Source organism: Corallococcus sp. AB032C (genome assembly GCF_003668935.1).
Classification (GTDB): Bacteria; Myxococcota; Myxococcia; order Myxococcales; family Myxococcaceae; genus Corallococcus; species Corallococcus exiguus.
Map to the genome: position 1 here is coordinate 13,545 of NZ_RAWP01000076.1, position 22,100 is coordinate 35,644.

Annotated in this window: 21 protein-coding genes; 19 read left to right on the forward strand and 2 right to left on the reverse strand. The window is 70.3% G+C overall.

The genetic code is table 11. The features are described from left to right. The first annotated feature begins 236 nt into the window (after window positions 1–236). From D7X99_RS28210 to D7X99_RS28260, 11 genes are read left to right on the forward strand one after another with little or no spacing between them, the layout of a single operon-like run. Window positions 237–887, forward strand: coding sequence for a cytochrome c3 family protein (locus D7X99_RS28210; protein ID WP_121780495.1), 651 nt, complete (start codon window positions 237–239; stop codon window positions 885–887). Next, on the forward strand, window positions 875–3,979 hold the full coding sequence (locus tag D7X99_RS28215; protein ID WP_121780496.1) for a TAT-variant-translocated molybdopterin oxidoreductase: 3,105 nt from the start codon (window positions 875–877) through the stop codon (window positions 3,977–3,979). The genes D7X99_RS28210 and D7X99_RS28215 overlap by 13 nt, the downstream gene beginning before the upstream one ends. Further along, window positions 3,976–5,400, forward strand: a complete 1,425-nt coding sequence (gene nrfD, locus D7X99_RS28220) for an NrfD/PsrC family molybdoenzyme membrane anchor subunit (RefSeq protein WP_121780497.1) — start codon at window positions 3,976–3,978, stop codon at window positions 5,398–5,400. Before D7X99_RS28215 ends, nrfD begins: the two co-directional genes overlap by 4 nt. Next, on the forward strand, window positions 5,397–5,927 hold the full coding sequence (locus tag D7X99_RS28225) for a DUF3341 domain-containing protein (protein ID WP_121780498.1): 531 nt from the start codon (window positions 5,397–5,399) through the stop codon (window positions 5,925–5,927). Before nrfD ends, D7X99_RS28225 begins: the two co-directional genes overlap by 4 nt. Then, window positions 5,924–6,787 (forward strand): cytochrome c, encoded by an 864-nt coding sequence (locus tag D7X99_RS43945; protein ID WP_233613786.1) that lies wholly within the window; start codon window positions 5,924–5,926, stop codon window positions 6,785–6,787. Before D7X99_RS28225 ends, D7X99_RS43945 begins: the two co-directional genes overlap by 4 nt. Continuing rightward, window positions 6,784–7,974, forward strand: coding sequence for a hypothetical protein (locus D7X99_RS28235; protein ID WP_121780499.1), 1,191 nt, complete (start codon window positions 6,784–6,786; stop codon window positions 7,972–7,974). Before D7X99_RS43945 ends, D7X99_RS28235 begins: the two co-directional genes overlap by 4 nt. Beyond that, window positions 7,971–8,330 (forward strand): hypothetical protein, encoded by a 360-nt coding sequence (locus D7X99_RS28240; RefSeq protein WP_121780500.1) that lies wholly within the window; start codon window positions 7,971–7,973, stop codon window positions 8,328–8,330. The genes D7X99_RS28235 and D7X99_RS28240 overlap by 4 nt, the downstream gene beginning before the upstream one ends. After that, window positions 8,327–9,358, forward strand: a complete 1,032-nt coding sequence (coxB, locus tag D7X99_RS28245) for a cytochrome c oxidase subunit II (RefSeq protein WP_121780501.1) — start codon at window positions 8,327–8,329, stop codon at window positions 9,356–9,358. Before D7X99_RS28240 ends, coxB begins: the two co-directional genes overlap by 4 nt. Next, on the forward strand, window positions 9,339–10,946 hold the full coding sequence (locus tag D7X99_RS28250; protein WP_121780502.1) for a cbb3-type cytochrome c oxidase subunit I: 1,608 nt from the start codon (window positions 9,339–9,341) through the stop codon (window positions 10,944–10,946). Before coxB ends, D7X99_RS28250 begins: the two co-directional genes overlap by 20 nt. Then, window positions 10,936–11,565, forward strand: coding sequence for a cytochrome c oxidase subunit 3 (locus D7X99_RS28255; RefSeq protein WP_121780503.1), 630 nt, complete (start codon window positions 10,936–10,938; stop codon window positions 11,563–11,565). Before D7X99_RS28250 ends, D7X99_RS28255 begins: the two co-directional genes overlap by 11 nt. 11 nt (window positions 11,566–11,576) lie before the next feature. Then, window positions 11,577–11,981 carry a cytochrome C oxidase subunit IV family protein gene (locus D7X99_RS28260; RefSeq protein WP_233613787.1) on the forward strand — a complete coding sequence of 135 codons (405 nt, stop codon included), beginning with the start codon at window positions 11,577–11,579 and terminating at the stop codon, window positions 11,979–11,981. A gap of 3 nt (window positions 11,982–11,984) precedes the next feature. Here D7X99_RS28260 and D7X99_RS28265 read toward each other — a convergent pair whose 3' ends face one another. Next, complete coding sequence (locus D7X99_RS28265) at window positions 11,985–13,316, reverse strand: DUF2254 domain-containing protein (protein ID WP_121780504.1); 1,332 nt, start codon at window positions 13,314–13,316, stop codon at window positions 11,985–11,987. A gap of 173 nt (window positions 13,317–13,489) precedes the next feature. Then, a complete protein-coding gene (locus tag D7X99_RS28270) occupies window positions 13,490–14,050 on the reverse strand; it encodes a hypothetical protein (protein WP_121780505.1) in 561 nt (186 codons plus the stop codon). A gap of 187 nt (window positions 14,051–14,237) precedes the next feature. On the opposite strand from D7X99_RS28270, the gene D7X99_RS28275 reads away from it, so the two are divergent. From D7X99_RS28275 to D7X99_RS28310, 8 genes are all read left to right on the forward strand, one after another. Then, on the forward strand, window positions 14,238–15,119 hold the full coding sequence (locus tag D7X99_RS28275) for an AAA family ATPase (protein WP_121780506.1): 882 nt from the start codon (window positions 14,238–14,240) through the stop codon (window positions 15,117–15,119). A gap of 88 nt (window positions 15,120–15,207) precedes the next feature. Next, on the forward strand, window positions 15,208–16,413 hold the full coding sequence (locus tag D7X99_RS28280) for an AAA family ATPase (protein WP_121780507.1): 1,206 nt from the start codon (window positions 15,208–15,210) through the stop codon (window positions 16,411–16,413). Further along, complete coding sequence (locus D7X99_RS28285) at window positions 16,407–17,021, forward strand: DUF4276 family protein (protein ID WP_121780508.1); 615 nt, start codon at window positions 16,407–16,409, stop codon at window positions 17,019–17,021. Before D7X99_RS28280 ends, D7X99_RS28285 begins: the two co-directional genes overlap by 7 nt. A gap of 121 nt (window positions 17,022–17,142) precedes the next feature. Continuing rightward, window positions 17,143–19,422: a hydrogen gas-evolving membrane-bound hydrogenase subunit E gene (gene mbhE / locus D7X99_RS28290; protein WP_121780509.1), complete on the forward strand. Its 2,280-nt coding sequence runs from the start codon at window positions 17,143–17,145 to the stop codon at window positions 19,420–19,422. A 4-nt stretch (window positions 19,423–19,426) separates the two neighbouring features. Next, window positions 19,427–19,870 carry an MnhB domain-containing protein gene (locus D7X99_RS28295; protein WP_121780510.1) on the forward strand — a complete coding sequence of 148 codons (444 nt, stop codon included), beginning with the start codon at window positions 19,427–19,429 and terminating at the stop codon, window positions 19,868–19,870. Further along, window positions 19,867–20,235, forward strand: a complete 369-nt coding sequence (locus D7X99_RS28300; RefSeq protein ID WP_121780511.1) for a sodium:proton antiporter — start codon at window positions 19,867–19,869, stop codon at window positions 20,233–20,235. The genes D7X99_RS28295 and D7X99_RS28300 overlap by 4 nt, the downstream gene beginning before the upstream one ends. Next, window positions 20,235–21,602 (forward strand): complex I subunit 5 family protein, encoded by a 1,368-nt coding sequence (locus D7X99_RS28305; protein ID WP_121780512.1) that lies wholly within the window; start codon window positions 20,235–20,237, stop codon window positions 21,600–21,602. The genes D7X99_RS28300 and D7X99_RS28305 overlap by 1 nt, the downstream gene beginning before the upstream one ends. Beyond that, complete coding sequence (locus D7X99_RS28310; protein WP_121780513.1) at window positions 21,599–22,096, forward strand: Na+/H+ antiporter subunit E; 498 nt, start codon at window positions 21,599–21,601, stop codon at window positions 22,094–22,096. Before D7X99_RS28305 ends, D7X99_RS28310 begins: the two co-directional genes overlap by 4 nt. The last annotated feature ends 4 nt before the right edge of the window (window positions 22,097–22,100 follow it).

Consider the following 22,100-nt stretch of genomic DNA (forward strand, 5'->3'; position numbering starts at 1 on the left):
CTCGGCGCGTGCTGACGTCGTGCATCGGGACTTGCCCGCGAGCACCGTGCATCGTGCGCTCACGTGCTGTACGGGTGGGCGGCATCCCTGTGGACTGGCGGACGTCGTGCGTCCTGGCCGTGTGAAACGCGACGGGACGCGAGCGGGAGGCTGGTGGTTGCCTTGAGGCCACGCCCACAGTCGCGCCCGCCTCCGGCGACCTGGCCCGCGGAGGCCTCCATGTTGAAGGGGGGGCCATGGCTCCGCTGTTTCGCCCGGGGACCGACTCGGTGCTGCGGGCGTTCATCGCCCTGGCACTGGGTGTGCCCGCGGTGTCGCTGGCGGGCCTGCTTCTGCTCGCGCGCAACCCGCTGGGTCGGGGCTCGTTCACGCCTCGCGAGCAGCCACTTCCTTTCGACCACCGCCACCACGTAGGCGACGAAGGCATCCCCTGTGGCTACTGCCATGAGGGCGCGTGGCGCTCGCCGGTGGCGGGAGTGCCGCCCACGCAGCGCTGCCTGGGGTGTCATGCGCAGGTGTGGAACGAGAGCGCCCGCCTGGAGCCGGTGCGCGCCAGCGGCTTCGACGGTGCACCGCTTCCGTGGAACCGGGTGCACGCGCTGCCGGACTACGTCTGGTTCAGCCATCAAATCCACGTGAACAAGGGAGTGGGCTGCGTCACCTGCCACGGCCGCGTGGACACCATGCCGGCGGTGCAGCAGGTGGCGCCGCTCACCATGGGCTGGTGCCTGGACTGTCACCGCGACCCGACGCCATGGCTGCGCCCCGTGTCCGAGGTCGCGAACCTCACATGGCGTCCACCTGGAGACCCGAGGGAGACGGGCCGCGCGGTGCAGGCCGCGCTCGGTGTGTCCCCTCGCACGGATTGCAACACATGCCACTTCTGACCGACCCCGCACGGACGGATGAACGCGACACGCCCGGCGCTGACGGGACGGAGCCGGTGCGCGCGTGGAGGAGCCTGGAGGAGTGGCACGCGGGAGGACCCGGCGACGAGGCCGTGTCACGCGAACATCCTCCCGGCGCGATGCTTCCGCCCGAGGGCGTGGCGCGGCGCACCTTCCTGCAACTCGCGACGGCGTCACTGGCGGCGGCGGGCTTCAGCGGGTGCTTCCGTCAGCCACCGGAGAAGATCCTCCCGTATTCGACGCCGCCGGAGGGGCTGACGCCGGGAGTGCCGCTGCACTTCGCCACGGGGCTGGAGTGGAACGGCCGCACGGTGGGGCTGGTGGTGGAGAGCCACGAGGGGCGGCCCACGAAGGTGGAAGGCAACCCGCTGCACCCAGCGAGCCTGGGCGCGGCGGGAGTCTTCGAACAGGCGGCGTTGCTGGGGCTCTATGACCCCGCGAGAGCGAAGACCGCGCGACTGCAAGGCGTGGAGTCCGCGTGGAGCACCGTGAGGGATGCGCTGCGGAAGCAGGCCGAGCGCGACGACCAGGGCGCGGGGCTGCGCTTCCTGGTGGAGCCCACGAGCAGTCCGCTGGTGCAGGCGCTGTACGCGCGCATCCAGCAGCGCTTCCCGTCTGCGCGGATCATCCCCTGTGGCTCGGCCCTGGCGGACGGGCGTCGCGAGGGCACGCGGTTGGCGTACGGCAGGGTGCTGGATGTGGTGCACGACGTGGGGCGCGCGGTGGTGGTGGCGGTGGACGACGACTTCCTCGCGACCACACAACCCGGGCACCTGCGCGCGGCGCGGGACTTCGTGAACGCGCGCAAGCCGGAGGCGATGAACCGGCTGTGGGTGGCGGAGAGCACGCTGACCGTCACGGGCGGCTTCGCGGACGAACGGCTGCGGATGCGTCCGTCGCAGGGCGTCGCGTTGATGCTCGCGCTGGCGGAGGCGGTAGGAGCGGGCCTGAGCGGGAATGCTTCGGCGAATCCAACGCGCGGAGTCTCGCCTGCGTTGGCCTCGGGGCTCGCGAGCCTGCGCGTTCCACCGACCGCGCTCACGGATGCACAGCGCGCCTGGGTGCGCGGCGCGGCGAGAGACCTGCTCGCGCACCGGGGACAGGGCCGGGTGACGGTGGGCCCGCGCCAGCCGCCACTGGTGCATGAGCTGGCGTTCGCGATGGACGAGGCGCTGGGCAACACGCCCCGGCTGCTCGAACCCGTGGCGCTCCCGGACGGAGACCCGGAGGCGCTGACCACGCTCACGGGGGAGATGTTCGATAAGCGGGTGGACACGCTGATCATCACGGCGTGGAACCCGGCCTGGACGGCGGTGGTGGACTCAGGCTTCACGCGCAACCTGGAGCGCGTCCCCTTCCGCCTGTACCACGGCCTCCATGAGGACGAGACGGCGGCGCGCTGCCCCACGTTCGTCCCCGCGACGCATCCCTTCGAGTCCTGGCGCGACGGCCGCGCACCCGACGGCACCGCGTCCGTGCTGCAACCCCTCATCGCGCCCCTGTTCCCAGGAGCGGTCTCCGAGGTGGAGCTCCTGTCCGTCTTCGCGGGCCTGGAGTCGCAGAGCCCTTACGAACTGCTCAAGTCCCTGTGGCGTGAACGCTCGGGCTCACCGCCGGACTTCGAGGCGCGCTGGGAGACGTGGCTCGCGGACGGCGTCATCCCGGAGACCCAGTCACCGCCCGCTCGAGCCGTGCTGGAAGAGGCCGCGGTGGTGAGGGACGCGCGGGAGGTCGCGGGGTTGGGGCCCTCCAGGCTCATCGGGGATGCGTTGGACCCCCGAGCAGAGGCCCGCGCGAGCTACCTGTGGGAAGCGCCCAAGGGATTGGAGCTGTCCCTGGTGCTGGACTCGCGGCTGTACGACGGCCGCTTCGCGGGCAACGCGTGGCTCCAGGAGCTGCCTGATCCGGTGACGAAGCTCACCTGGGACAACGCGGCGCTGCTCTCCCCGGCCACCGCGCGGGCACTGTCGCTGGAGAAGGGGGACGTAGCGCGCATCGAGGTGCTGGGCCAGGCGGTGGAGGTGCCCGTGCTGGTGCTGCCCGGTCAGCCGGACGACACGGTGACACTGGCGCTGGGCCACGGCCGGGAGCGTGTGGGGCCGGTAGGCCAGGGCGTGGGCGTCAACGCGTACGCGCTGCGGTTCCGGAACCTGCCATGGGGCGGCGGCACCCCGAACATCACCCGCACGGGCCGCCATCACGCGCTGGCGCTCACGCAGGAGCACTGGAGCATGGAGGGCCGCCAGCTGGCGCTCCAGCTCACGCAGGCGTCCTTCCGCGCGAAGCCCCAAGCGCTCCACTCACTCCAGGAGGACGGCGAGCGGCTCTATCCGCCGGGACCCACGGCGCTCGCGAGCGGCGGCCACCAGTGGGCCATGGCCATCGACCTGCACCGGTGCACGGGGTGCAGCGCGTGCATGGTGGCCTGCCAGGCGGAGAACAACGTGCCGGTGGTGGGACGCGAAGGCGTGCTCAAGAGCCGCGAGATGCACTGGCTGCGCATCGACCGCTACTTCCTGGGCGACCCGGACGACCCGGGCTTCATCACCCAGCCCGTGGCGTGCGTGCACTGCGAGGCCGCGCCCTGCGAATACGTGTGCCCGGTGAACGCCACCGTCCACTCGGACGAGGGCCTCAACCAGATGGTCTACAACCGCTGCATCGGCACGCGGTACTGCTCCAACAACTGCCCCTACAAGGTCCGTCGCTTCAACTATCTGGAGTACCAGCAGCGCGAGCCCCTCACGCGCCTGCGCCAGAACCCGGACGTGACGGTGCGCTCGCGCGGGGTGATGGAGAAGTGCACGTACTGCGTGCAGCGCATCGAACGGGCGCGGACCGTCGCTCGTGCGGCGCACCGGGACGTGCGTGAAGGCGAGGTCCGCACCGCGTGCCAGCAGTCCTGTCCCACGGAGGCCATCACCTTCGGGGACCTGCGCGCACCGGAGTCACGCGTGCGCCGTGAGCACGAAGACCCGAGGCACTACAGGCTGCTGAACACGCTGGGCACCCGGCCGCGCACGGTGCACCTGGTGCGCCTGAAGAACCCGGCGCCGAAGGGAGGCGCATGAGCACGGCCGACCCGCAGGTGCCCGCGCCGGGGGACCCGCTCACCGAGCACCCCATCTTGGAGGGGCGCCACTCCGACCGCGCCTACAGCGAGTCGTTGCTGGCCTTCGTACACCGCCCCGCGGGCCGGACCTGGTGGGCGCTGATGGGGCTGGGGCTGGCCGGGACCACGCTGCTGACGGTGGCGATATGCGTCACGCTCTTCGTGGGCGTGGGGACTTGGGGCAACAACATCCCGGTGGCGTGGGCGTTCGGCATCACGAACTTCGTGTGGTGGATCGGCATCGGCCACGCGGGGACACTCATCAGCGCCATCCTGCTGCTGTTCCAGGAGAAGTGGCGCGGGTCCATCAACCGCTTCGCGGAGGCGATGACGCTCTTCGCGGTGACGTGCGCGGGGCTCTTCCCGTTGCTGCACCTGGGGCGGCCGTGGAAGTTCTACTGGCTGGTGCCCTATCCGAGCAGCCTGCGCGCGTGGCCGCAGTTCCGTTCGCCGCTGACGTGGGACATCGCGGCGGTGGGCACGTACCTCACGGTGTCGCTGCTGTTCTGGTTCGTGGGGCTGATTCCAGACCTGGCCACGGCGCGCGACACGGCGAAGACGCCCCGAGCGCGCTTCTGGTACGGGCTGGCGAGCCTGGGATGGCGGGGCTCGGCGAGGCACTGGCGGCAGTGGCGCACGGGCTACCTGCTGCTGGCGGGGCTGGCCACGCCGCTGGTGGTGAGCGTGCACACCATCGTGTCCTTCGACTTCGCGGTGGCGCAGCTGCCGGGCTGGCACACGACGGTGTTCCCGCCGTACTTCGTCGCGGGCGCGGTGTTCAGCGGCTTCGCGCTGGTGCTCACGCTGTTGATTCCGGCGCGCAAGGCGCTGGGCATCGAGCACGTGGTGACGCCGCTGCACCTGGACAACATGGCGAAGGTGTTGATGGCCACGGGGTGGATGGTGGCCTACGGCTACATCCAGGAGCACTTCTTCGCCTGGTTCAGCGGGAACCCGTTCGAGATGCACGCCACGGAGGCCGAGTTCTTCGGACCGTACGCACCGCTCTTCTGGATGCAGATCTTCTGCAACGTGTTGGTGCCGCAGCTGTTCTGGTTCTCCCGGCTGCGCACGAACGTGGGGGTGTTGTGGGTGGCGGCGCTGCTCATCAACGTGGGGATGTGGACGGAGCGCTTCCTCATCGTGGTGGCGTCGTTGAGCATGGATTTCCTGCCGTCGTCCTGGGCGGCGTACCGGCCCACGTGGGTGGACTGGAGCCTGCTGGGCGGCACGGTGGCGTTCTTCGGCACGGCGTTCCTGCTGTTCCTGAAGTTCGTGCCGGCCGTGTCGGTGAGCGAGATGAAGGAGCTCCAGCGCGAGGTGGACGCGTCGCTTCAATTCCGGCGTGAGCAGGGCACACGGCCAGGCGGTGCGCCATGAACCGCCACTGGGTGCTGGGAGAGTTCGCGTCCAGCGAAGCCCTGGTGGCCGCGCTGAAGGACCTGCGCGCGAGGGGCTTCGAGCAGCTGGACGCGCACACGCCGTTCCCGGTGGAGGAGACGTTCGAGGCGCTGGGGCTGAAGCGCTCGTGGTTGCCGTTGCTGACCCTGGGGGCGGGGTTGGGAGGGGCGGCGTTCGCGTACGTCACGCAGTGGTTCACGAACGCGGTGGACTATCCGTTGAACGTGGGAGGCCGGCCGCTGCACAGCGTGCCCACGAACCTGCCCATCACGTTCGAGCTGGCGGTGCTGAGCGCGGCGCTGACGGTGTTCGGCGCGCTGATGTTGCTCTTCGGCTTCCCGCACGTGACGCACCCGGTGTTCGACGTGGAGTCCTTCCGCAGCGCGTCCGTGGACGGCTTCTGGGCGAGCGTGTCGGTGGACGGGGAGGACGCGCCGAAGGTGGAGGCGGCGCTGCGCGAGCTGGGAGCGCGGCAGGTGTCGGTGGTGGCGGAGGGAGCGCGATGAAGCGCTGGACGCTCATGGCGCTGCTGGGCGGGATGGCCGCGTGCGACGACACGGATCCGATGGCGTCACAGCCGCGAGCGGAGGCGTTCGGGGCAAGCGAGTTCTTCGACGACGGCCGGGCCATGCGCCCCCTGGTGCCGGGGACGGTGGCTCGGGAGTGGCGCACGCGAGGGGACACGCAGGGGCTCACGGCGGAAGGGACCTGGCTTCAGGCCGTGCCGGTGCCGTTGACCCAGCAACTGCTGGAGGAGGGGCGCACGGCCTACGAGACCTGGTGCGCGGTGTGCCACGGGCTGACGGGAGATGGGGACGCCATCGTGGCCCGGAAGATGCCGCAACGCAGGCCACCCGGGCTGTTCGTGCCGCACCATCATGCGACGCAGGTGGTCTACGGCGTCGTGGAGGGCGAGGCCCCGTACACCGGAACGCAGGCCGTGACCGCGAGGGTGGGGCCGGAAGCGTTCCCGCTGCCCCAGAGGGTGGACGGGTGGGGCGCCGTGAGGGACACGGCCGATGCGGGGCGGCCCGGTGTTCCGGACGCGGGGCGCGTGAAGGTGAGTGACGCGGACGCGGCGCGGGCCCGGCAGGTGGCGCTCGTGGGGCCACGAGGCCTCGCGATGGAGGGACGGCTCGATGAGCCCTCCACGACGGGAGACCTGCCGCACCCTCCGGGCTTCTACTTCGCGGTCATCTCCCAGGGCTTCGGCGTGATGCCCGCATACGGGCCACAGCTCACGCCTCACGAACGCTGGGCCGTGGTCGCGTACCTGCGAGCCCTGGGCCGCAGCCAGCGCGCGCCGCTCACTGTCGCACCGCCCGAAGTGCAGGCGCGGCTGCGCCAGGAGGTCGGAGCCCCATGACGCCTCCCGTGCTCCCACGCTTCGAGGGTGGACAACGCGCGCTGGGCGTCAGCGCGGCGCTCGGCGTCGTAGGGCTTGCCGCCACTGCCGTCGGCGCCTTCCTCGACGTGCGTCAGGCACTGGCGGGCTACCTCTTCGGCTTCTCCTACTGGCTGAGCCTGTGTCTGGGCGCGCTGCTGCTGCTCGCCGCCTTCCACGCGTCAAAGGCGCGCTGGCCCGTGGTGCTGCGTCGCGCGCTGGAGGTCACGGCGGCCACCGCGCCGCTGTTCCTCGTGCTGTTCGTGCCCCTCGCGCTGGGAATGCGGCACCTGTATCCGTGGGTCGCGCCGTCCGCGGACCTGGGCGAGCACACGCTGCAGGTGCTCGAACACCGGCGGCTCTACAACAACGTGCCCTTCTTCCTGGTGCGCGCCGCGCTGTACTTCCTCACCTGGGGACTGGTGGGCCACCTGCTGCACCGCTGGTCCGTGCGCCAGGACGCGACGGGCGACGTGCGCTGGACGCTGTGGCAGCGGCGGCTGGGCGGGGGCTCGCTGCCCGCGCTGGGTCTCACGTTCTCCTTCATGACGCTGGACTGGATGATGTCGCTGGAGGCGACGTGGCAGTCCACCGTCTACGCCGTCCACGTCTTCTCCGGTGCGTTCGTGGGCGCGCTGGCCTTGATGATCATCGCGGGCGCGGCCACGCGCGGCACACAGCACTTCGGCAGCTTGATGTCCCCGGGCCACTACCACCGGCTGGGCACGCTGATGTTCGCCTTCGTCTGCTTCTGGGCCTACATCGCCTATTCGCAGTTCATGCTCATGTGGGTCGCCGCCCTGCCTGAGGAGGTGAGCTGGTACCGCGTTCGCCTGGAGGGCGGCTGGGGCGTGCTGTCGCTCGTGCTGGTGCTGGGTCACTTCGTCATCCCCTTCGCGCTCCTGTTGTCGCGCGAGCTCAAGACGCGTCCGCGAGTGCTGGGGGCCGTGGCGTTGTGGCTGCTCGCGATGCACGCCGTGGACGTGGCGTGGCTGCTGTTCCCCTCGCTCTCCCCGGAGCGCGTCTTCGTTCCCTGGACGGCGCTCACCGCGTGGCTGGGCGTGGGCGGGCTGTCCGTGGCGGCGGCGCTCTGGCTGTCGCGTGGCGCCTATCCCGTGCCCGTGGCGGATCCGTATCTCGTCCACTCGCTCCAGGTGCGTCCTCCATGAGCGAAGCCCGTCCACCCCCTCCGGAGCTGGAGCGGTTGCCCACCGCGTGGTTGCTGCGCGTCGGAGCCGTGGCGCTGGCACTGCTCGCGGCGGCCAGCGTCGCGGCGTGGGCCTTGTGGCTCCTCTGGCGCCCCGAATTCGAGCGCCCCCTCCCCATGCCTCCGAGCACCCTGCAGGTGGGCATGCTCGACCAGGCCCCCTTCTCGCTGGACCGGCGCGCGGACGCGCTGAAGGCACGGCAGCGCGAGCGGCTGGACGGCTACGGCTGGGTGGACGCGGACGCGGGCGTCATCCATCAGCCCATCGACGCGGCCATGCGGCAGATGATCTCCGAAGGTGAAGGGGGCGCGCGATGAACGAGCTGCTGCGCCGCCTCTTCTTCCTCCCGGAGCAGGGCTCCACCTTCGCCGTGAAGGTGGATCACCTGCACTTCGTCCTGCTGCTCACCACGATGGCGGTGGGGGTGGGCATTGGCGCCGTCGGCCTCGTCTTCCTCGTGCGCTACCGCCGGCGCACGGCGTCGGACCCCACGCCGCGCGTGGTGGCGCCCACGTGGCTGGAGGCGCTGTTCATCGGCGTGCCGCTGTCGCTGTTCCTGCTCTGGTTCGTCCTGGGCTTCAAACAGTTCGTCTGGGTGATGAGCCCGCCCCAGGACGCGCTGGACGTGTACGTCACCGGCAAGCAGTGGATGTGGAAGTTCACCTATCCCGGAGGCCCCAGCGCCATCGACACGCTGGTGGTGCCCGCGGGCCGGCCCGTGCGGCTGCTCCTCACCTCGCGCGACGTCATCCACTCCTTCTTCGTGCCGGACTTCCGCATGAAGCGGGACGCGATACCCGGCCGCTACACCGACCTCTGGTTCGAAGCCCCGAAGCCCGGCCGGCACCAGGTGCTGTGCGCGGAGTACTGCGGGCTGGACCACTCGCAGATGCGCGGCGAGGTGGTGGTGCTGCCGCTCGAGGACTTCGAGGCGTGGCGGGACGCGCAGCGCCGCAACCTCCCCGTGGCCGCGCTGCCCGGCGCCAACACCCCCGAGCCCATGGCCGTCCGGGGCGAGCGCATCGCCGCGGCGCAGGGGTGCCTGCAATGCCACACGGTGACGGGCGCGCCGCACATCGGCCCCACGTGGCTGGGGCTGTATGGCAGGCAGGAGCCGCTGGAGGGCGGCGGCGCGGTGCTCGCGGACGAGGCGTACCTCACCGAGTCCATGATGGATCCGCTGGCGAAGGTGGTGGCCGGCTACGCGCCCGTGATGCCGGGCTACCACGGCCGGTTGACCGCGGAGGACACCGGCGCGCTCGTGGAGTTCATCAAGTCCCTGCGTCCCCTGCGCCCGGGTGTCACCGCGGCCGAGGAGCCCGTCTATGTCCCCACCGGCCGCTGAGTCCTACCTGACGGACGGACGCACCGTGTGGTCGTGGCTCACGACGCACGACCACAAGCGCATCGGGGTGATGTTCCTGGGGCTGACGCTCTTCTTCTTCCTCGTGGGCGGCCTGTTCGCGCTGGCGCTGCGCATCGAGCTGCTCACGCCCGGCCGCACCATCATGGGGCACCTGGCGTACAACCGGATGTTCACGCTCCACGGCGTCACCATGGTGTGGCTGTTCATGATTCCGGCCATCCCATCCGCCTTCGGCAACTTCCTGGTGCCGCTGATGATTGGCGCCAGGGACGTGGCCTTCCCCCGGCTCAACCTGGCGTCCGTGTACCTCTACGTGCTGGGAGCCAGCGTCGCGCTGTGGGGCATGTTCGAGGGCGGCGCGGACACGGGCTGGACCTTCTACACGCCCTACAGCACGACCACGGGCACGGCGGTGCTGCCGGTGCTGGTGGGCGTGTTCATCATCGGGTTCTCCACCATCCTCACCGGGCTCAACTTCATCGCCACGGTGCACACGCTGCGCGCGCCGGGCCTGACGTGGATGAAGTTGCCGCTGTTCGTCTGGGCCATCTACGGCACGTCCATCATCCAGGTGCTGGCGACGCCGGTGCTGGGCATGGTGCTGCTGCTGGTGGCGCTGGAGCGGGTGGTGGGCGCGGGCATCTTCGACCCCTCGCGAGGAGGCGACCCACTCCTCTTCCAACACCTCTTCTGGTTCTACAGCCACCCGGCCGTCTACATCATGGTGCTGCCGTCCATGGGCGTCATCAGCGAGGCGGTGTGTGCCTTCAGCCGCAAGAACGCCTTCAGCTACCGGATGATTGTGTATTCCACGCTGGGCATCGCGTTCGTGGGGTTCTTCACCTGGGGCCACCACATGTTCGCGTCCGGCCAGTCCGTGTTCGGCTCCGGCGCGTTCGGCGCCATGTCGATGCTGGTGGCCATCTTCACGGCGATCAAAATCTTCTCCTGGCTGGGCACGCTCTACAAAGGCTCCATCGCCATCGAGGCGCCGCTCATCTACACGCTGGGGTTCATGTTCTTCCTCTTCTTCGGGGGGATGATTGGCGTGGCGTACGCGACCACGTCGTTGAACCTGCACTGGCACGACACGTACTCGGTGGTGGCGCACTTCCACTTCATCATGGTGGGGGCGACGGTGATGGCGTTCCTGGCGGCGCTGCACTACTGGTTCCCGAAGATGTCCGGGCGCTGCTTCCCCGCGAAGCTGGCCAACGGCGCGGCGGTGCTGATCATCTTCGGCTTCATCGCCACGTTCGTGCCGCAGTTCCTCTTGGGGAACCTGGGGATGCCCCGGAGGTACGCGGACTATCCGCCGCACTTCCAGTCGCTGCACGTGGCGTCCACGGCGGGCGCGTCACTGCTGGCGTTCGGGTTCCTGGTCATCGCGGGGTATCTGGCGTGGAGCCTGCGGCATGGCGCCGCCGCGGGAGCCAACCCCTGGGGCAGCGACGGCTTCGAGTGGCGGTCCGCGTCTCCGCCGCCCACGCACAACTTCTCCACACCGCCCGAGTACCCCACCGGTCCGCACGAGTACGCGAGCGAGGAGGTGCCGCATGCCGCCTGAGGCCGTGACGGAGCACTGGGGCTCCGAGGGTGCGCGCCGGCAGGCGGCGTACCTGGGCATGTGGGTCTTCATCGCGACGGAGGTGTTGCTGTTCGCGGGGTTGTTCACGGCCTATGGCGTGTATCGCTCGGTGTATCCGGAGGTGTTCCGAGCGGCGCAGCTCACGATGGACGTGGGGTTGGGCACGCTGAACACGTTCCTGCTGGTGACGAGCAGCATCGTGGTGGCGCTCGCGGTGCACGCGGTGCGGGAGGACCGGCCGGGGCTGGGCGGCGCGTTGCTGTTAGCGGCGGCGCTGTTGGGAGTCGCATTCCTGGGGGTGAAGGGCGTGGAGTACGCGCACCACGTGAGGGACGGCGGGCTGCCGGGGGACGCGTACCGGTTCACGGAGGTGCCGCGCGTGGGCGCGAGCCTCTTCTTCACGCTGTACTACCTGCTGACAGGCCTCCACGCGCTGCACGTGACCGTGGGCGTGAGCGTGCTGACGGTGTTGGGCGTGCGGTCCGCGTCGGGGACATTCGGCTCGGCGTACGCGACGCCGGTGGAGCTGGGCGGCATGTACTGGCACCTGGTGGATGTCATCTGGTTGTTCGTCTATCCCATCCTGTACCTGTCCTGAGGAGCGGGCCCGTGACCGAGGACGCGGTGGAGAAGCCGGGGCGTCAGCTGGGCGTGGCCGGGGTGCTGGTCGTGGGCGCGGTGCTGCTCGCGCTGACGGCGCTGACGTACGGGCTGCACAAGTTGCCGCACGGCGCGTGGTCGCTGCCGGTGGCGCTGCTCATCGCGGGAGCGAAGGGGCTGTTGATCGCCCTGTTCTACATGCACCTGCGCGAGCAGCGCACGAGCAACGGGCTGGTGCTGCTCACGTCAGTGGTGTTCGTGGCGGTGTTGCTGGCGGTGTGCGTGCTGGAGACGCGCACGCGCTTCCGGCCCACGATTCCCCCAGGTCCGTTCCCGGTGGAGGCCCTGCCGGGAGCGCTGGAGGACCCGAGGAGCGCGAGGCCGCCGGAGCCCGCGGGCCCGCGGAATCCGTAGGGCTCAGCGGGGGCCGTGGCCCTGGGGGCTGGGGCGGCGGGCCATGGCCGCGTCGCTCGCGTCCTGGAAGGAGCGGTCGATGCTGGCGTCCAGCAGGTGCAGCTGCCGCTCCAGCTCCTCGCGCCGGAAGGCCGGGGCCACGCTCAGCAGGTCCTGCACGAGGAAGCGAAGCCGCCGCGCGACCTGGAGGTCCCCCGCGCCGAAGAGGCGGATCTCATCCACGGTGAGCCGCACGTAGGCGTCCCAGTCCGGCCGGGGACACAGCAGCCGGAGCGCGCCGGTGTCGTCCTCCCGCGACGGGGACGGGAAGCGCCGGTGCACCATGCGGCGCAACAGGTCGTGGAGCGGGTCGATGGCCTGCACCGCCGTGCTGGGGTCGTTGATGCCGGGCGACAGGGCCCGCTCCGCCACGTCCACGAGCTGCCGGAAGCCGAAGGCGGTGTCCTGCTGGAGCGTCCGCTCCGGCCCCGTGCCCACCGCGTCCGTCAGGGCCTTCACGTCGAGCGTCGCGCAGTCGCCCCATACCTCGAAGAGCGGCGCGCCGTGCGGCACGAAGTCGCCCATCACCGGGACCAGGGCCACCAGCACGCCGGCCTTCCGCGCGCAGGCCATCATCCGGTGCTCATCCACGGTGACGAGCACGCCGGAGGCGCCCCCGTGGGGCACCACCAGCGACGGCGGGGCCAGGGGCCGCTGGAGGACGGGGTCGTGCGTGTCCTGCCCCACGCCCCGCGGATACATCCGCTCCAGCGTGGCGCACGTCTCCTCGTGGATGCGGCCCAGGATGACCACCGCGCGGATGGACTGCGCGACGTGGTGGATGAAGAAGATGAACGCCCCCACGGACAGCAGCACCAGCACCAGCGCCAGCCACACCGACAGCGACGGCACGTGGGCCTGGATGTGCAGCTCCTCGGACGTCCCTCGCACGCTTCGCAGGGTCAGCAGGGCGTAGACGAAGGTGCCCACGAAGATGCCCAGGGTGAGCTGGCTCTGCCGGTCACTCAGGAACGTGCGCATGATGCGCGGCGAGTACTGGTTGCTCGCCTGCTGGAGCACGAGGATGGTGACGGAGAAGACCAGGCCCGAGAACGTCATCATCGACGAGGCCACGGCGCTGAGCACGGAGCGCGCTCCCTCCGGTCCGCCACGGAAGAGGTACCAGGCGGACTCCGCCTGCGGCACCCGCGCGTCGAGCGCCTCGGCCCCGGAGGACAGGGCCATGGCCGCCACCACGCAGAGGGCGGGGAGCAGCCAGTAGCTCGTGCCCAGCGTCTCCGCCAGGCGTGTGGCGCGCAGCCGGGCGAGGGCGCGCGGGACCGCTCCTTGGCTCATGGACAGACGTTATGCACGCCGGGCGTCCGCCGCGCGTGGGGAGGGGCTGCCTGTCTGGCGGCTTGAGACGCGCCGGGAGCCCCGGGCGTCAGGGCGTGGCGGCGCCGTAGCGCTAGGTCTCTTCCCGAAGCCAGAACCAACGCCCGGGTCCGGAGGGCATGAACCCGGTCAGCTCATTCCGGACCCGGGCGTTGGGCGGGCTTCAGGGCCAGCAGGTGGAGGCGCAGCCGGTCCACGCGGGTGAGGACGGCCCGGAACGCGGGCACCGTTCCGAGCGCGGCTCCGAAGGCGAGGTGCAGGAGGAACAGCATCGAGGTGGGGGCCTCGTGTGAGAGCGGTGGCGACGCGAACGGAATCATCAGCCAGGTCATCACCGTCCACAGGCCCATGCCGTAGAGCACGCCCAGGCAGAGCGCCGCGACCGCGGTCCCCCGGCGAGGCAACAGCATCGCGAAGCCCGTGGCCAGTGCGCCCGCCAGGCTGAAGTGGATGAACAGGCCCATCAGCACCGGCACGACGCCGTGGGCCTCGCCCCCGCGGAAGAACAGCCCCGACACGAGGAGCGCCGGCCTCCAGGGCTCGCCGTGAAGCACGCCAGAGAACGCGCAGGCGAGCGCCGTCATCGCGAAGGCGCCCAGCGTTCCCGCGAGCGCGCCGGGGATGACGGCATCGCGCACGGGGTTCCACGGCGCCACCGCGAGGTCCACCGCCTGGAGCCGTCCGCGCGTCCGCATCCCTCACTCCCTTCATCGTCGAGAGTAGGAACTGCCGCGCGAAGAGAGGACCCGGTTCACCCGCGGCGGAGACCCCGCCGGGGAAGGGCCTGACCGCCTGGAGGGCGTGGTGGACACCCTACGTTGGAGCATGGGTCCGACTGGAGCCATGGACGGCCCCTGGGGGGAGGCCGTTAGGCTTCCATCTGTGATTGCCTCCGTCCGCTTCGAGCACTACCGGTGCCTGCTTCACGTGCAGCTCGCCCTGGAGCCATTGACCGTCCTGGTGGGGCCTTCAGGGGCGGGGAAGACCGCCGTGCTGGAGGGGCTCCAACACCAGCTCGCGTACGAGCCCTCGGACTTCTGGCGGCGGGATGAGTCCCGTCCGCTCTCCATCGAATGGACCTACACGCACGGCGACCGCACGCGCGTGGAGTATCCGTTCAGTGTGATGGACACGCTGCCCGGCCAGGGGCACTCCACGCAGCAGCTGTCGCTGAGCATGGAGGCGCTGCGCGGAGCTGGCTCGTCCGCGAAGGCGACCTGGCTGGAGCGCAAGGGCGGCAACCTCGCGAGCGTCTTCGCGGCGCTGCCCATGTCCACGCGGGAAGTCATCTCCCAGGAGCTGGCGAGGCGCGTGCCCTCGCTGTCGGAGGTGGACGTGGCGCGCGACCTGGAGGACCGCTCCTTCCGGCTGCGCTTCCGAGACCGCTGGAGTCCGGACGTCTGGTTCGGCCCCGACTACGTGTCGGACGGGGTGCTGTGGCTGCTCGCGTTCCTGGTGCTGCCCTATCAGCGCCCGTTGCCGGAGCTGCTCACGCTGGACGAGCCGGAGCGCGCCCTGCATCCGGGCCTGGTGCGCGAGGTGCTGGAGCTGCTGCGCGCCATGACGCGAGGCGAGTCCACGGGAGGCCAGCCGGTGCAGGTGGTGCTGGCCACGCACTCGCCGGACCTGCTGGAGCACGTGCGCCCGGAAGAAGTGCGCCTCCTGTCGAGAGAGCCCACGGACGGCTCCGTGCGCGTGAACCCCGTGCCCGCCACCGCGCTCCACTGGCGGCGCGAGTGCCGGGAGCTGCTGGACTCGCTGTAGCACCGGGGGACAGCGTCCTTCCGGAGACGGGAGGGACAGGGACGCGGAATGAAGCGGGTACGACTCAGGCCCACGGTAGAGTACCGGGATGCTCCGCAGCATCCGCCTCCAGAACCTCCTCTCATTCGGACCTGACTCCGATGCCTTCCCCCTTCAGGCACTCAACGTCCTGATTGGGCCGAACGCGTCCGGAAAGTCCAACCTCATCGAGGCGCTGGGCCTGCTGCGGGCGACCCCAGGCAACCTCCTTGCTCCCATTCGCGAAGGCGGCGGCATCACGGAGTGGTTGTGGAAAGGAGGAACGGAATCCAGTCCCCCCACTGCGAGCCTGGAGGTCGTCCTGGACTACCCGGAAGGCATCATGCCGCTGCGCTACCAGTTGGCATTCACTTCCGAAGGTCAACGCTTGGAGCTGGTCGACGAAGTCATCGAGAACGCGCGACCGCAGAAGAAGTCGGCCCAACCCTTTTTCTTCTATCGGTACCAATCGGGCAGGCCCGCCATCAATGCTCGCCAGATGGTAGATGCCCAGCCAGGGTCCGCCAATGGGCGCCTGGGCAGGGTCTTGAAGCGCGAATCCGTAAGCTCTGATCAGTCCATCCTCTCTCAGAAGCGGGATGAGGACGTGTACCCGGAACTGACATACGTGAGCTCGCTGCTGAGCCGCTTCTCGCTGCACCGTGAATGGAACATGGGGCGCTACACGCCACCACGGCTTCCCCAACGGGTGGATCTTCCGGGGGACTTCTTGCTGGAGGATGCAAGCAACCTGTGCCTCGTCCTCAGTGACCTGGAAGCCAGGGGCATGAAGAAGCTCCTGCTGGAGAACCTGAAGCTCCTCTACGCACGCGTGATGGACTACTCGGTCCGTATTTCGGGAGGGACCGTCCAGGTGTTCTTCCAGGAGGAGGGGCTGAACGCCTCCGTGCCGGCAACACGCTTGTCCGATGGAACCTTGCGGTATCTCTGCCTGTTGACGCTCCTCTGCCACCCCACGCCGCCGCCCCTGGTCTGCATCGAGGAGCCGGAGCTGGGATTGCATCCCGACATCCTTCCGGAGGTCGGACGTTTGCTGGTGGAGGCGAGCTCCCGCACGCAACTCATCGTGACGACGCACTCGGAGACGTTGATTTCGGCCCTCTCAGAGGTCCCGGAAGCTGTCGTCGTCTGCGAAAGGGATGGAACCGGGACGACGCTGCGTCGCTTGGAGAAGGCGAAGCTCTCGGAGTGGCTGAAGAAGTATGGGCTGGGCGAGGTGTGGAGGATGGGCGAGTTGGGGGGGAACCGTTGGTAAAGGAGATCCGGCTCTACATCGAGGGCGGAGGAGATACCCGGTACGGCAAGGAGCGGCTTCGGGCTGGATTCAGCAAGTTCTTTGGTGCCCTGGTGGATCGCGGTCGCAGCAACAACATTCGATGGGTGGTCATCATGTGTGGGCCGCGTGATGCCGCGTTCAAGGGCTTCAAGCAGGCGCTCAAGGACCATCCTTCCGCGTTCAACATCCTGCTCGTCGATTCAGAGGGGCCGGTGAACAAGACGCCGTGGGCCCATCTGGCGACGCGGGCCCCATGGCCACGTCCAAAGAACGCCTCGGACGATTCCTGCCACCTGATGGTCCAGACCGTCGAGGCCTGGCTCCTGGCCGATCTGGTCACGCTCCAGCAGTACTACGGCAAGAACTTCGCAGTGGGTCGTTTGCCCAAGGCAACGAACGTGGAAACCATTCCCAAGGCGGCACTCGAACCCGCGCTGGTGAGCGCGACGAAGGCGACGCAGAAGGGCGAGTACCACAAGATCCACCACTGCTCGGACCTGCTGGGGAAGGTGGACCCCGCGCTCGTGCGCGCCCGTTCAGCGCACTGCGAGCGGCTGTTCACCGTGCTGGAAGGCTTGCTGTCCTGAGCTGTGTCCACCAGCGCACGGCCCCGGCTCCACGAGTGACCTGGGGGTGACGCTCCGCGCGAGGGGCTGACGGTTGTGTGCCTGCGTCGGCGGGCCACTCCTAACGTGGGCCTCTTCGCCCATGCCCCTCCTCCTGCCCATCCTCCTGGCCCTGGCGTGCGCGCCGCTCGCCTATGTCGCGGGCCGGTGGCGTCCGGGCGCCGCGGCCTGGATGGGCGCCCTGGGCGCGCTCGCCGCGATGGGGGCGCTGGTCTACGAATGGATGCAGGGGACCACGCGCCTCGTGCTCCCCTGGGCCCCCTCCTGGGGCCTGTCGCTGGAGTTCACCCGCGACGGCCTGTCCGGCCTCTATGCCGCCATGGCGCTCGGCATCGGCGCGCTCGTGGTCCTGTACTCGCGCGCGTACATGCCGCACCACCTCCACGAGGAGGGCCGTCCCGCGCGCGACGAGGTGCGCTTCCAGGGACTCCTCCTCGCGTTCATGGCCGCCATGGTGCTGCTCGTCACCGTGGATGACCTGCTGCTGCTCTTCGTGGCGCTGGACCTCACCACCATCATCTCCTACCTGCTCATCGGCTTCGACCGCGAGGACCCCGAGTCGCGCGCCGCCGCGCTCCTGTCGCTCGTGCTCACCGGCGCCACCTCCGTCGTCTTCTTCGCGGGCGCCATGACGCTGGGCCTCCAGTACGGCACCTTCTCCCTGCCGCTCGTCTTCGAACGCGCGGCGCGGAGCCCCGCGTCCACCGGCGCCCTGGTGTGCCTGGCCGTGGGCGCGCTGGGCAAGAGCGCGCAGGTGCCGTTCCACTTCTGGCTGCCTCGCGCCATGGCAGCGCCCACGCCCGTGTCCTCGTACCTGCACTCGGCCGCGATGGTCGCCGCGGGCGTCTTCCTCCTCCAGCGCCTCTACCCCCTGTTCGCCCCCGCCACGGACGTGCGCCACGGCCTGCTCGCCATCGGCTTCCTGTCCATGGGCATGGGCAGCCTGATGGCCCTGGTGGCGGATCCGTTCAAGCGCGTGCTCGCGTACTCCACCATCGCGCAGTACGGCTACGCGCTGGTGCTGGTGTCGCTGGGCTCCGAAGGCGCGCCGCTCTACGTGGCGGCCCACGCGCCGTGCAAGGCCGCCCTGTTCCTCACCGCGGGCGCCGTCACCCAGGTCACCGGGAAGAAGAAGCTGTCCGAGGTCGGAGGCCTGCGCCACTCGCTGCCCGTGCTCGCGGGCGCCAGCGCCGTCGCGGCGGCGGGGCTCGCCGCGCTGCCCCTCACCGTGGGCTTCTTCAAGGACGAGGTCTTCTTCCACGCGCTCGCGAAAGAGGGCCCCGCGTTCATGGCGGCCGGGCTCGTGGGCGCGGGCATGACGCTCGCGTACACGCTGCGCCTGTGGTGGGGCCTCTTCGGTGGACCGCGCCAGGACGCGCCCGCCGCGCCCCCGTTGCTCGTGGCCCCCGTGGTCGTGCTCGCCGCCGCCATCCTGCTGGGCGGCGTGCTCCCGGGCCTCCTCGTCGCGCCCTCCCGCGCCGCCGCGGAGGCGATGCGTCGCGAGCCCTCCACGCTGGAGCTCGCTTACCACCTGGATGCGCGCGCGGAGAACCTGCTCGCCGTGGGAGCCTGGGTCCTGGGCGCGGCGCTGTTCGCCACGCGCCGAGCGTGGACACCCGCGCTCTCCCGCGTGTTGGAGGGCGCAGCGAAAGTGGGCGCCGAGCGAGGCTACCGCCTGCTGCTGCACCAACTGGACCGGCTGTCCACGTGGCTGCACGAGAAGGAGGTGCGCGACCTGCGCGACCGCGTGGCGTCCGTGCTGGTGCCCGCGGGCCTGCTGGGCCTGGCGGTGCTGGGCGTGACGCCGCTGCGCGACCGCTTCAAGGTGGGCACGGTGGGCTGGGCGGACATCACGCTGGTGATGGCGCTCGCCTTCGCGTCCGCCGCCGCGCTGGCCACGCTGCGCGCGAAGGGCCACCTGCGGCTGGTGCTGCTCATCTCCTGCGTGGGCTTCAGCCTGGCCATGGTGTTCGCCTTCGCCGCCGCGCCCGACGTGGCCCTCACCTCCGTGCTGGTGGAGACCACCTTCACGCTGCTCTTCGCGGGCCTGCTGGCCCTGCTGCCCCGCGGCCGCCTCGCGCGCGCCCAGCACGAGTCCCAGAACCCACGTGGACGCGACCGCCTGGCGGCAGGAGTCGCGGGCGCGAGCGCCTTCCTCCTGAGCTGGAGCGCCCTGTCCCATCTCCATACCGAGCGCGTGGGCGCGCGCACGGTGCAACTGGCGGACGCCGCGCATTCGCCCAACGTCGTCGCCGCGGTGCTCACGGACTTCCGGGGCCTGGACACGGTGGGGGAGATGACCGTCGTGGTCGCGGCGCTGCTGGGCGTCACCAGTCTCCTGAGCCTGAAGGGGAAGCGTTGAGGCCATGATCTCCTTCGTCCCGCCCCTGTCGCGCCTGTTGCTGTGGCCGTCGTTGATCATCGCGCTCTCGCTCTGGCTGAAGGGCGGCGCGTCGGTGGGCGGAGGCTTCCCGGCCGGGGCGCTCGCGGGCCTCGCGGTGCTGCTCCAGTACGTGGTGGTGGGCCGGGACCAGGCCCGGCGCTACGTGGCGGTGCGGTACGCGGCGCCGCTGGCGGGCGTGGGGCTCTTGCTCGTGGTGGGCACGGCGTTCCTGCCCGTGCTCGCGGGCTACACACCCATGAGCCTCTTCCCCCGCCCGGACCAACCGGAGCTGGGCGTGGGAGGCCTCCACCTGCACACCGCGCTCATCTTCGAGGGAGGACTGATGCTCATCGTCTTCGGGCTGGTGGTCACCGTCATCGACCGCTTCGCCCTGCGCACGGGAGCGCAGGAGGAGTCCGGGTCATGATCCTCATCGCGTCCCTGGTGGTGGGCCTGCTGTTCGCGTGCGGCGTGCGCATGGTGCTGGAGCGCGAGCTGGTGCGCGTGGCGTGCGGCACGGTGCTCATCACCAACTCCAGCGTCCTGCTCATCCTCGCGGGCTCATTCCCGGAGCGCGGCGAGGCGCTGAGCGTGCAGCCCGGCTGGCCGGTGACGGACCCGGTGCTCCAGTCGCTGGCGCTCACGGCCATCGTCATCGGCTTCGCGGTGTCCGCGCTGCTGCTCACGCTGGTGCACCGCACGCAGCGGGCGCACGGCTCGTTGCGCACGGACCGGCTGGTGGAGGCGGAGCTCAAGCGCGTGCACGCCGTGGAGAAGGAGGAGGGGACCTGATGCCGCTCTGGGGTCCGCTGCTCCTGCCGTGGGTGCTGGGCACGGTGCTGGCGTTCCTGGATGGACGCCGCGCGTGGGTGGCGTGGTTGGCCATCGCTGGGCTCGCGGGCACGCTCGTGTGCACGGCGTGGCTGTTGCCCCAGGCATGGAGCGCGCAGGCGCCCCAGTTCGTCACGGGGGACTGGCCCGTGGGCGTGGGCATCCGCCTGCGCGCGGATCAGCTGTCCATCGTGTTCGCGCTGGTGTCCACGGCGGTGCTGCTGGGCACGCTCGTGTACGAGCACGTGGCCGGAGGCATCACCACGCGCAGTTTCCCCGCGCTGGTGGTCTTCATGGGGGCGGGGCTCACGGGGGTGTTCTTCACGTCGGACGCGTTCAACTTCTACGTCTTCTTCGAGCTGGCGATGACGTCCGCCTTCGCGCTGGCGTCGTATGGCGAGAAGCCCCGGAACCTGCGCGCCGCGTTCACCTTCGTGGTGGTGAACCTGATGGGGTCCACGCTGTTCCTCACGGCGGTGGTGATGCTGTACCTGACCACCGGCACGCTGGACATGCTGTCCATCATCGCGTGGGGCCAGGCGGGGCCGCCGTTCGCGCTGCTGGTGCCGGGCACGCTGCTGTTGTGCGCGTTCGGGGTGAAGCTGGGCTTCTTCCCGTTCCACTTCTGGGCGCCCGCGGTGTACCGGGACGCGGGCCCCACGGTGGCGGCGCTGCTCGCGGGAGCGCTGGCGAACATCGGCAGCTATGGGCTGCTGCGCTTCGGCGTGGACGTGATGCCGCAGGTGCTGGCGCAGGCCCGGCCGCTGCTGGAAATCCTGGGCGCGGCGAGCATCCTCTACGGCTCCGTGCTGGCGCTCTCCCGGCGGGACACGCGCGAGGTGCTCGGGTACGCGTCCATTTCGCACGCAGGGCTCATCATCGCCGCGCTGAGCCTGGAGGGCCGCGAGGGCCTGTGCGCGGCGGTGGCGCTGGCGCTGGCGGGCTCCGTGGACAAGACGGCGCTGTTCCTGGCGCAGGACCGGGGTGGCGAGCGGGCGCGCCGAGCCTACTCGGTGGCGGCCTTCAGCACGGCGGGAGTGCCGCCCACCGCGGGCTTCTGGTCCAAGGCCTGGCTGCTGCGAGCGGCGCTGGAGCAGGGGCATGCCTGGCTCGCGGGGCTGGTGGTGCTGGCGAGCGCCCTGTCCCTGCTTGCCCTCTTCCGCGCCTACCAGCGCGAGCGGTGGTTGAGGGAGGGCGCGGCCCTGCACCGGGGTACGGGCGCGGTGGTGTACGCGCTGTCCCTGGCGCTCATCGCCGCGGGCCTCTGGCCGGAGCCGTTGCTGCGCGCCGGACGCGACGCCATCCAGGGCCTGGGGACGCTGCCGTGAGCCCGCGCACCCTCGTGCCCACGCTGTCCCTGACGCTGCTGTACGCGCTGATGGTGGGCAGCTTCCACCCGGTGGACCTCACGCTGGGCGCGGTGCTGTCCCTGGGCGTGATGCGCCTGTTCCCCCTGGCGGGCCTGCCGCCGGTCCTGAGTGCTCGCGAGCACTGGCGCCGCACGCTGCACCTGCCCCGCTTCGGCTGGGCCCTGGCCGTGCTGGTGACGCGGAGCTGCTTCCAGGTGATCACGGTCATCTTCGGCCCCGCCGACCGTGCGAATCACGCGGGCGTGGTGGAGGTCCCCATGGGCGAGCGCACCCCGCGCGGCGTGCAGGTGTCCTCGTGGATCATGTCCCTGGCCCCAGGCACGGTGCTGCTGGAGCTGGACTGGAAGAAGCGCGTGATGCGCATGCACGCGCTGGACGCGTCGGATCCGGACAGGTTGATCCGGCAGCAGGACAACTTCTACCAACGCTACCAGCGCGCGGTGTTTCCGTAGGGAG

What these genes read in the sequence shown, in the direction of transcription:
- D7X99_RS28255 (WP_121780503.1), top strand. Translation starts at nt 10,936, where the DNA reads ATGCCGCCTGAGGCCGTGACGGAGCACTGGGGCTCCGAGGGTGCGCGC.
- D7X99_RS28265 (WP_121780504.1), bottom strand. Translation starts at nt 13,316, where the DNA reads ATGAGCCAAGGAGCGGTCCCGCGCGCCCTCGCCCGGCTGCGCGCCACA.
- D7X99_RS28225 (WP_121780498.1), top strand. Translation starts at nt 5,397, where the DNA reads ATGAACCGCCACTGGGTGCTGGGAGAGTTCGCGTCCAGCGAAGCCCTG.
- D7X99_RS28250 (WP_121780502.1), top strand. Translation starts at nt 9,339, where the DNA reads ATGTCCCCACCGGCCGCTGAGTCCTACCTGACGGACGGACGCACCGTG.
- D7X99_RS28240 (WP_121780500.1), top strand. Translation starts at nt 7,971, where the DNA reads ATGAGCGAAGCCCGTCCACCCCCTCCGGAGCTGGAGCGGTTGCCCACC.
- mbhE (WP_121780509.1), top strand. Translation starts at nt 17,143, where the DNA reads ATGCCCCTCCTCCTGCCCATCCTCCTGGCCCTGGCGTGCGCGCCGCTC.
- nrfD (WP_121780497.1), top strand. Translation starts at nt 3,976, where the DNA reads ATGAGCACGGCCGACCCGCAGGTGCCCGCGCCGGGGGACCCGCTCACC.
- D7X99_RS28300 (WP_121780511.1), top strand. Translation starts at nt 19,867, where the DNA reads ATGATCCTCATCGCGTCCCTGGTGGTGGGCCTGCTGTTCGCGTGCGGC.
- D7X99_RS28295 (WP_121780510.1), top strand. Translation starts at nt 19,427, where the DNA reads ATGATCTCCTTCGTCCCGCCCCTGTCGCGCCTGTTGCTGTGGCCGTCG.
- D7X99_RS28270 (WP_121780505.1), bottom strand. Translation starts at nt 14,050, where the DNA reads ATGCGGACGCGCGGACGGCTCCAGGCGGTGGACCTCGCGGTGGCGCCG.
- D7X99_RS28280 (WP_121780507.1), top strand. Translation starts at nt 15,208, where the DNA reads ATGCTCCGCAGCATCCGCCTCCAGAACCTCCTCTCATTCGGACCTGAC.
- D7X99_RS28215 (WP_121780496.1), top strand. Translation starts at nt 875, where the DNA reads ATGCCACTTCTGACCGACCCCGCACGGACGGATGAACGCGACACGCCC.
- D7X99_RS43945 (WP_233613786.1), top strand. Translation starts at nt 5,924, where the DNA reads ATGAAGCGCTGGACGCTCATGGCGCTGCTGGGCGGGATGGCCGCGTGC.
- D7X99_RS28235 (WP_121780499.1), top strand. Translation starts at nt 6,784, where the DNA reads ATGACGCCTCCCGTGCTCCCACGCTTCGAGGGTGGACAACGCGCGCTG.
- D7X99_RS28210 (WP_121780495.1), top strand. Translation starts at nt 237, where the DNA reads ATGGCTCCGCTGTTTCGCCCGGGGACCGACTCGGTGCTGCGGGCGTTC.
- D7X99_RS28305 (WP_121780512.1), top strand. Translation starts at nt 20,235, where the DNA reads ATGCCGCTCTGGGGTCCGCTGCTCCTGCCGTGGGTGCTGGGCACGGTG.
- coxB (WP_121780501.1), top strand. Translation starts at nt 8,327, where the DNA reads ATGAACGAGCTGCTGCGCCGCCTCTTCTTCCTCCCGGAGCAGGGCTCC.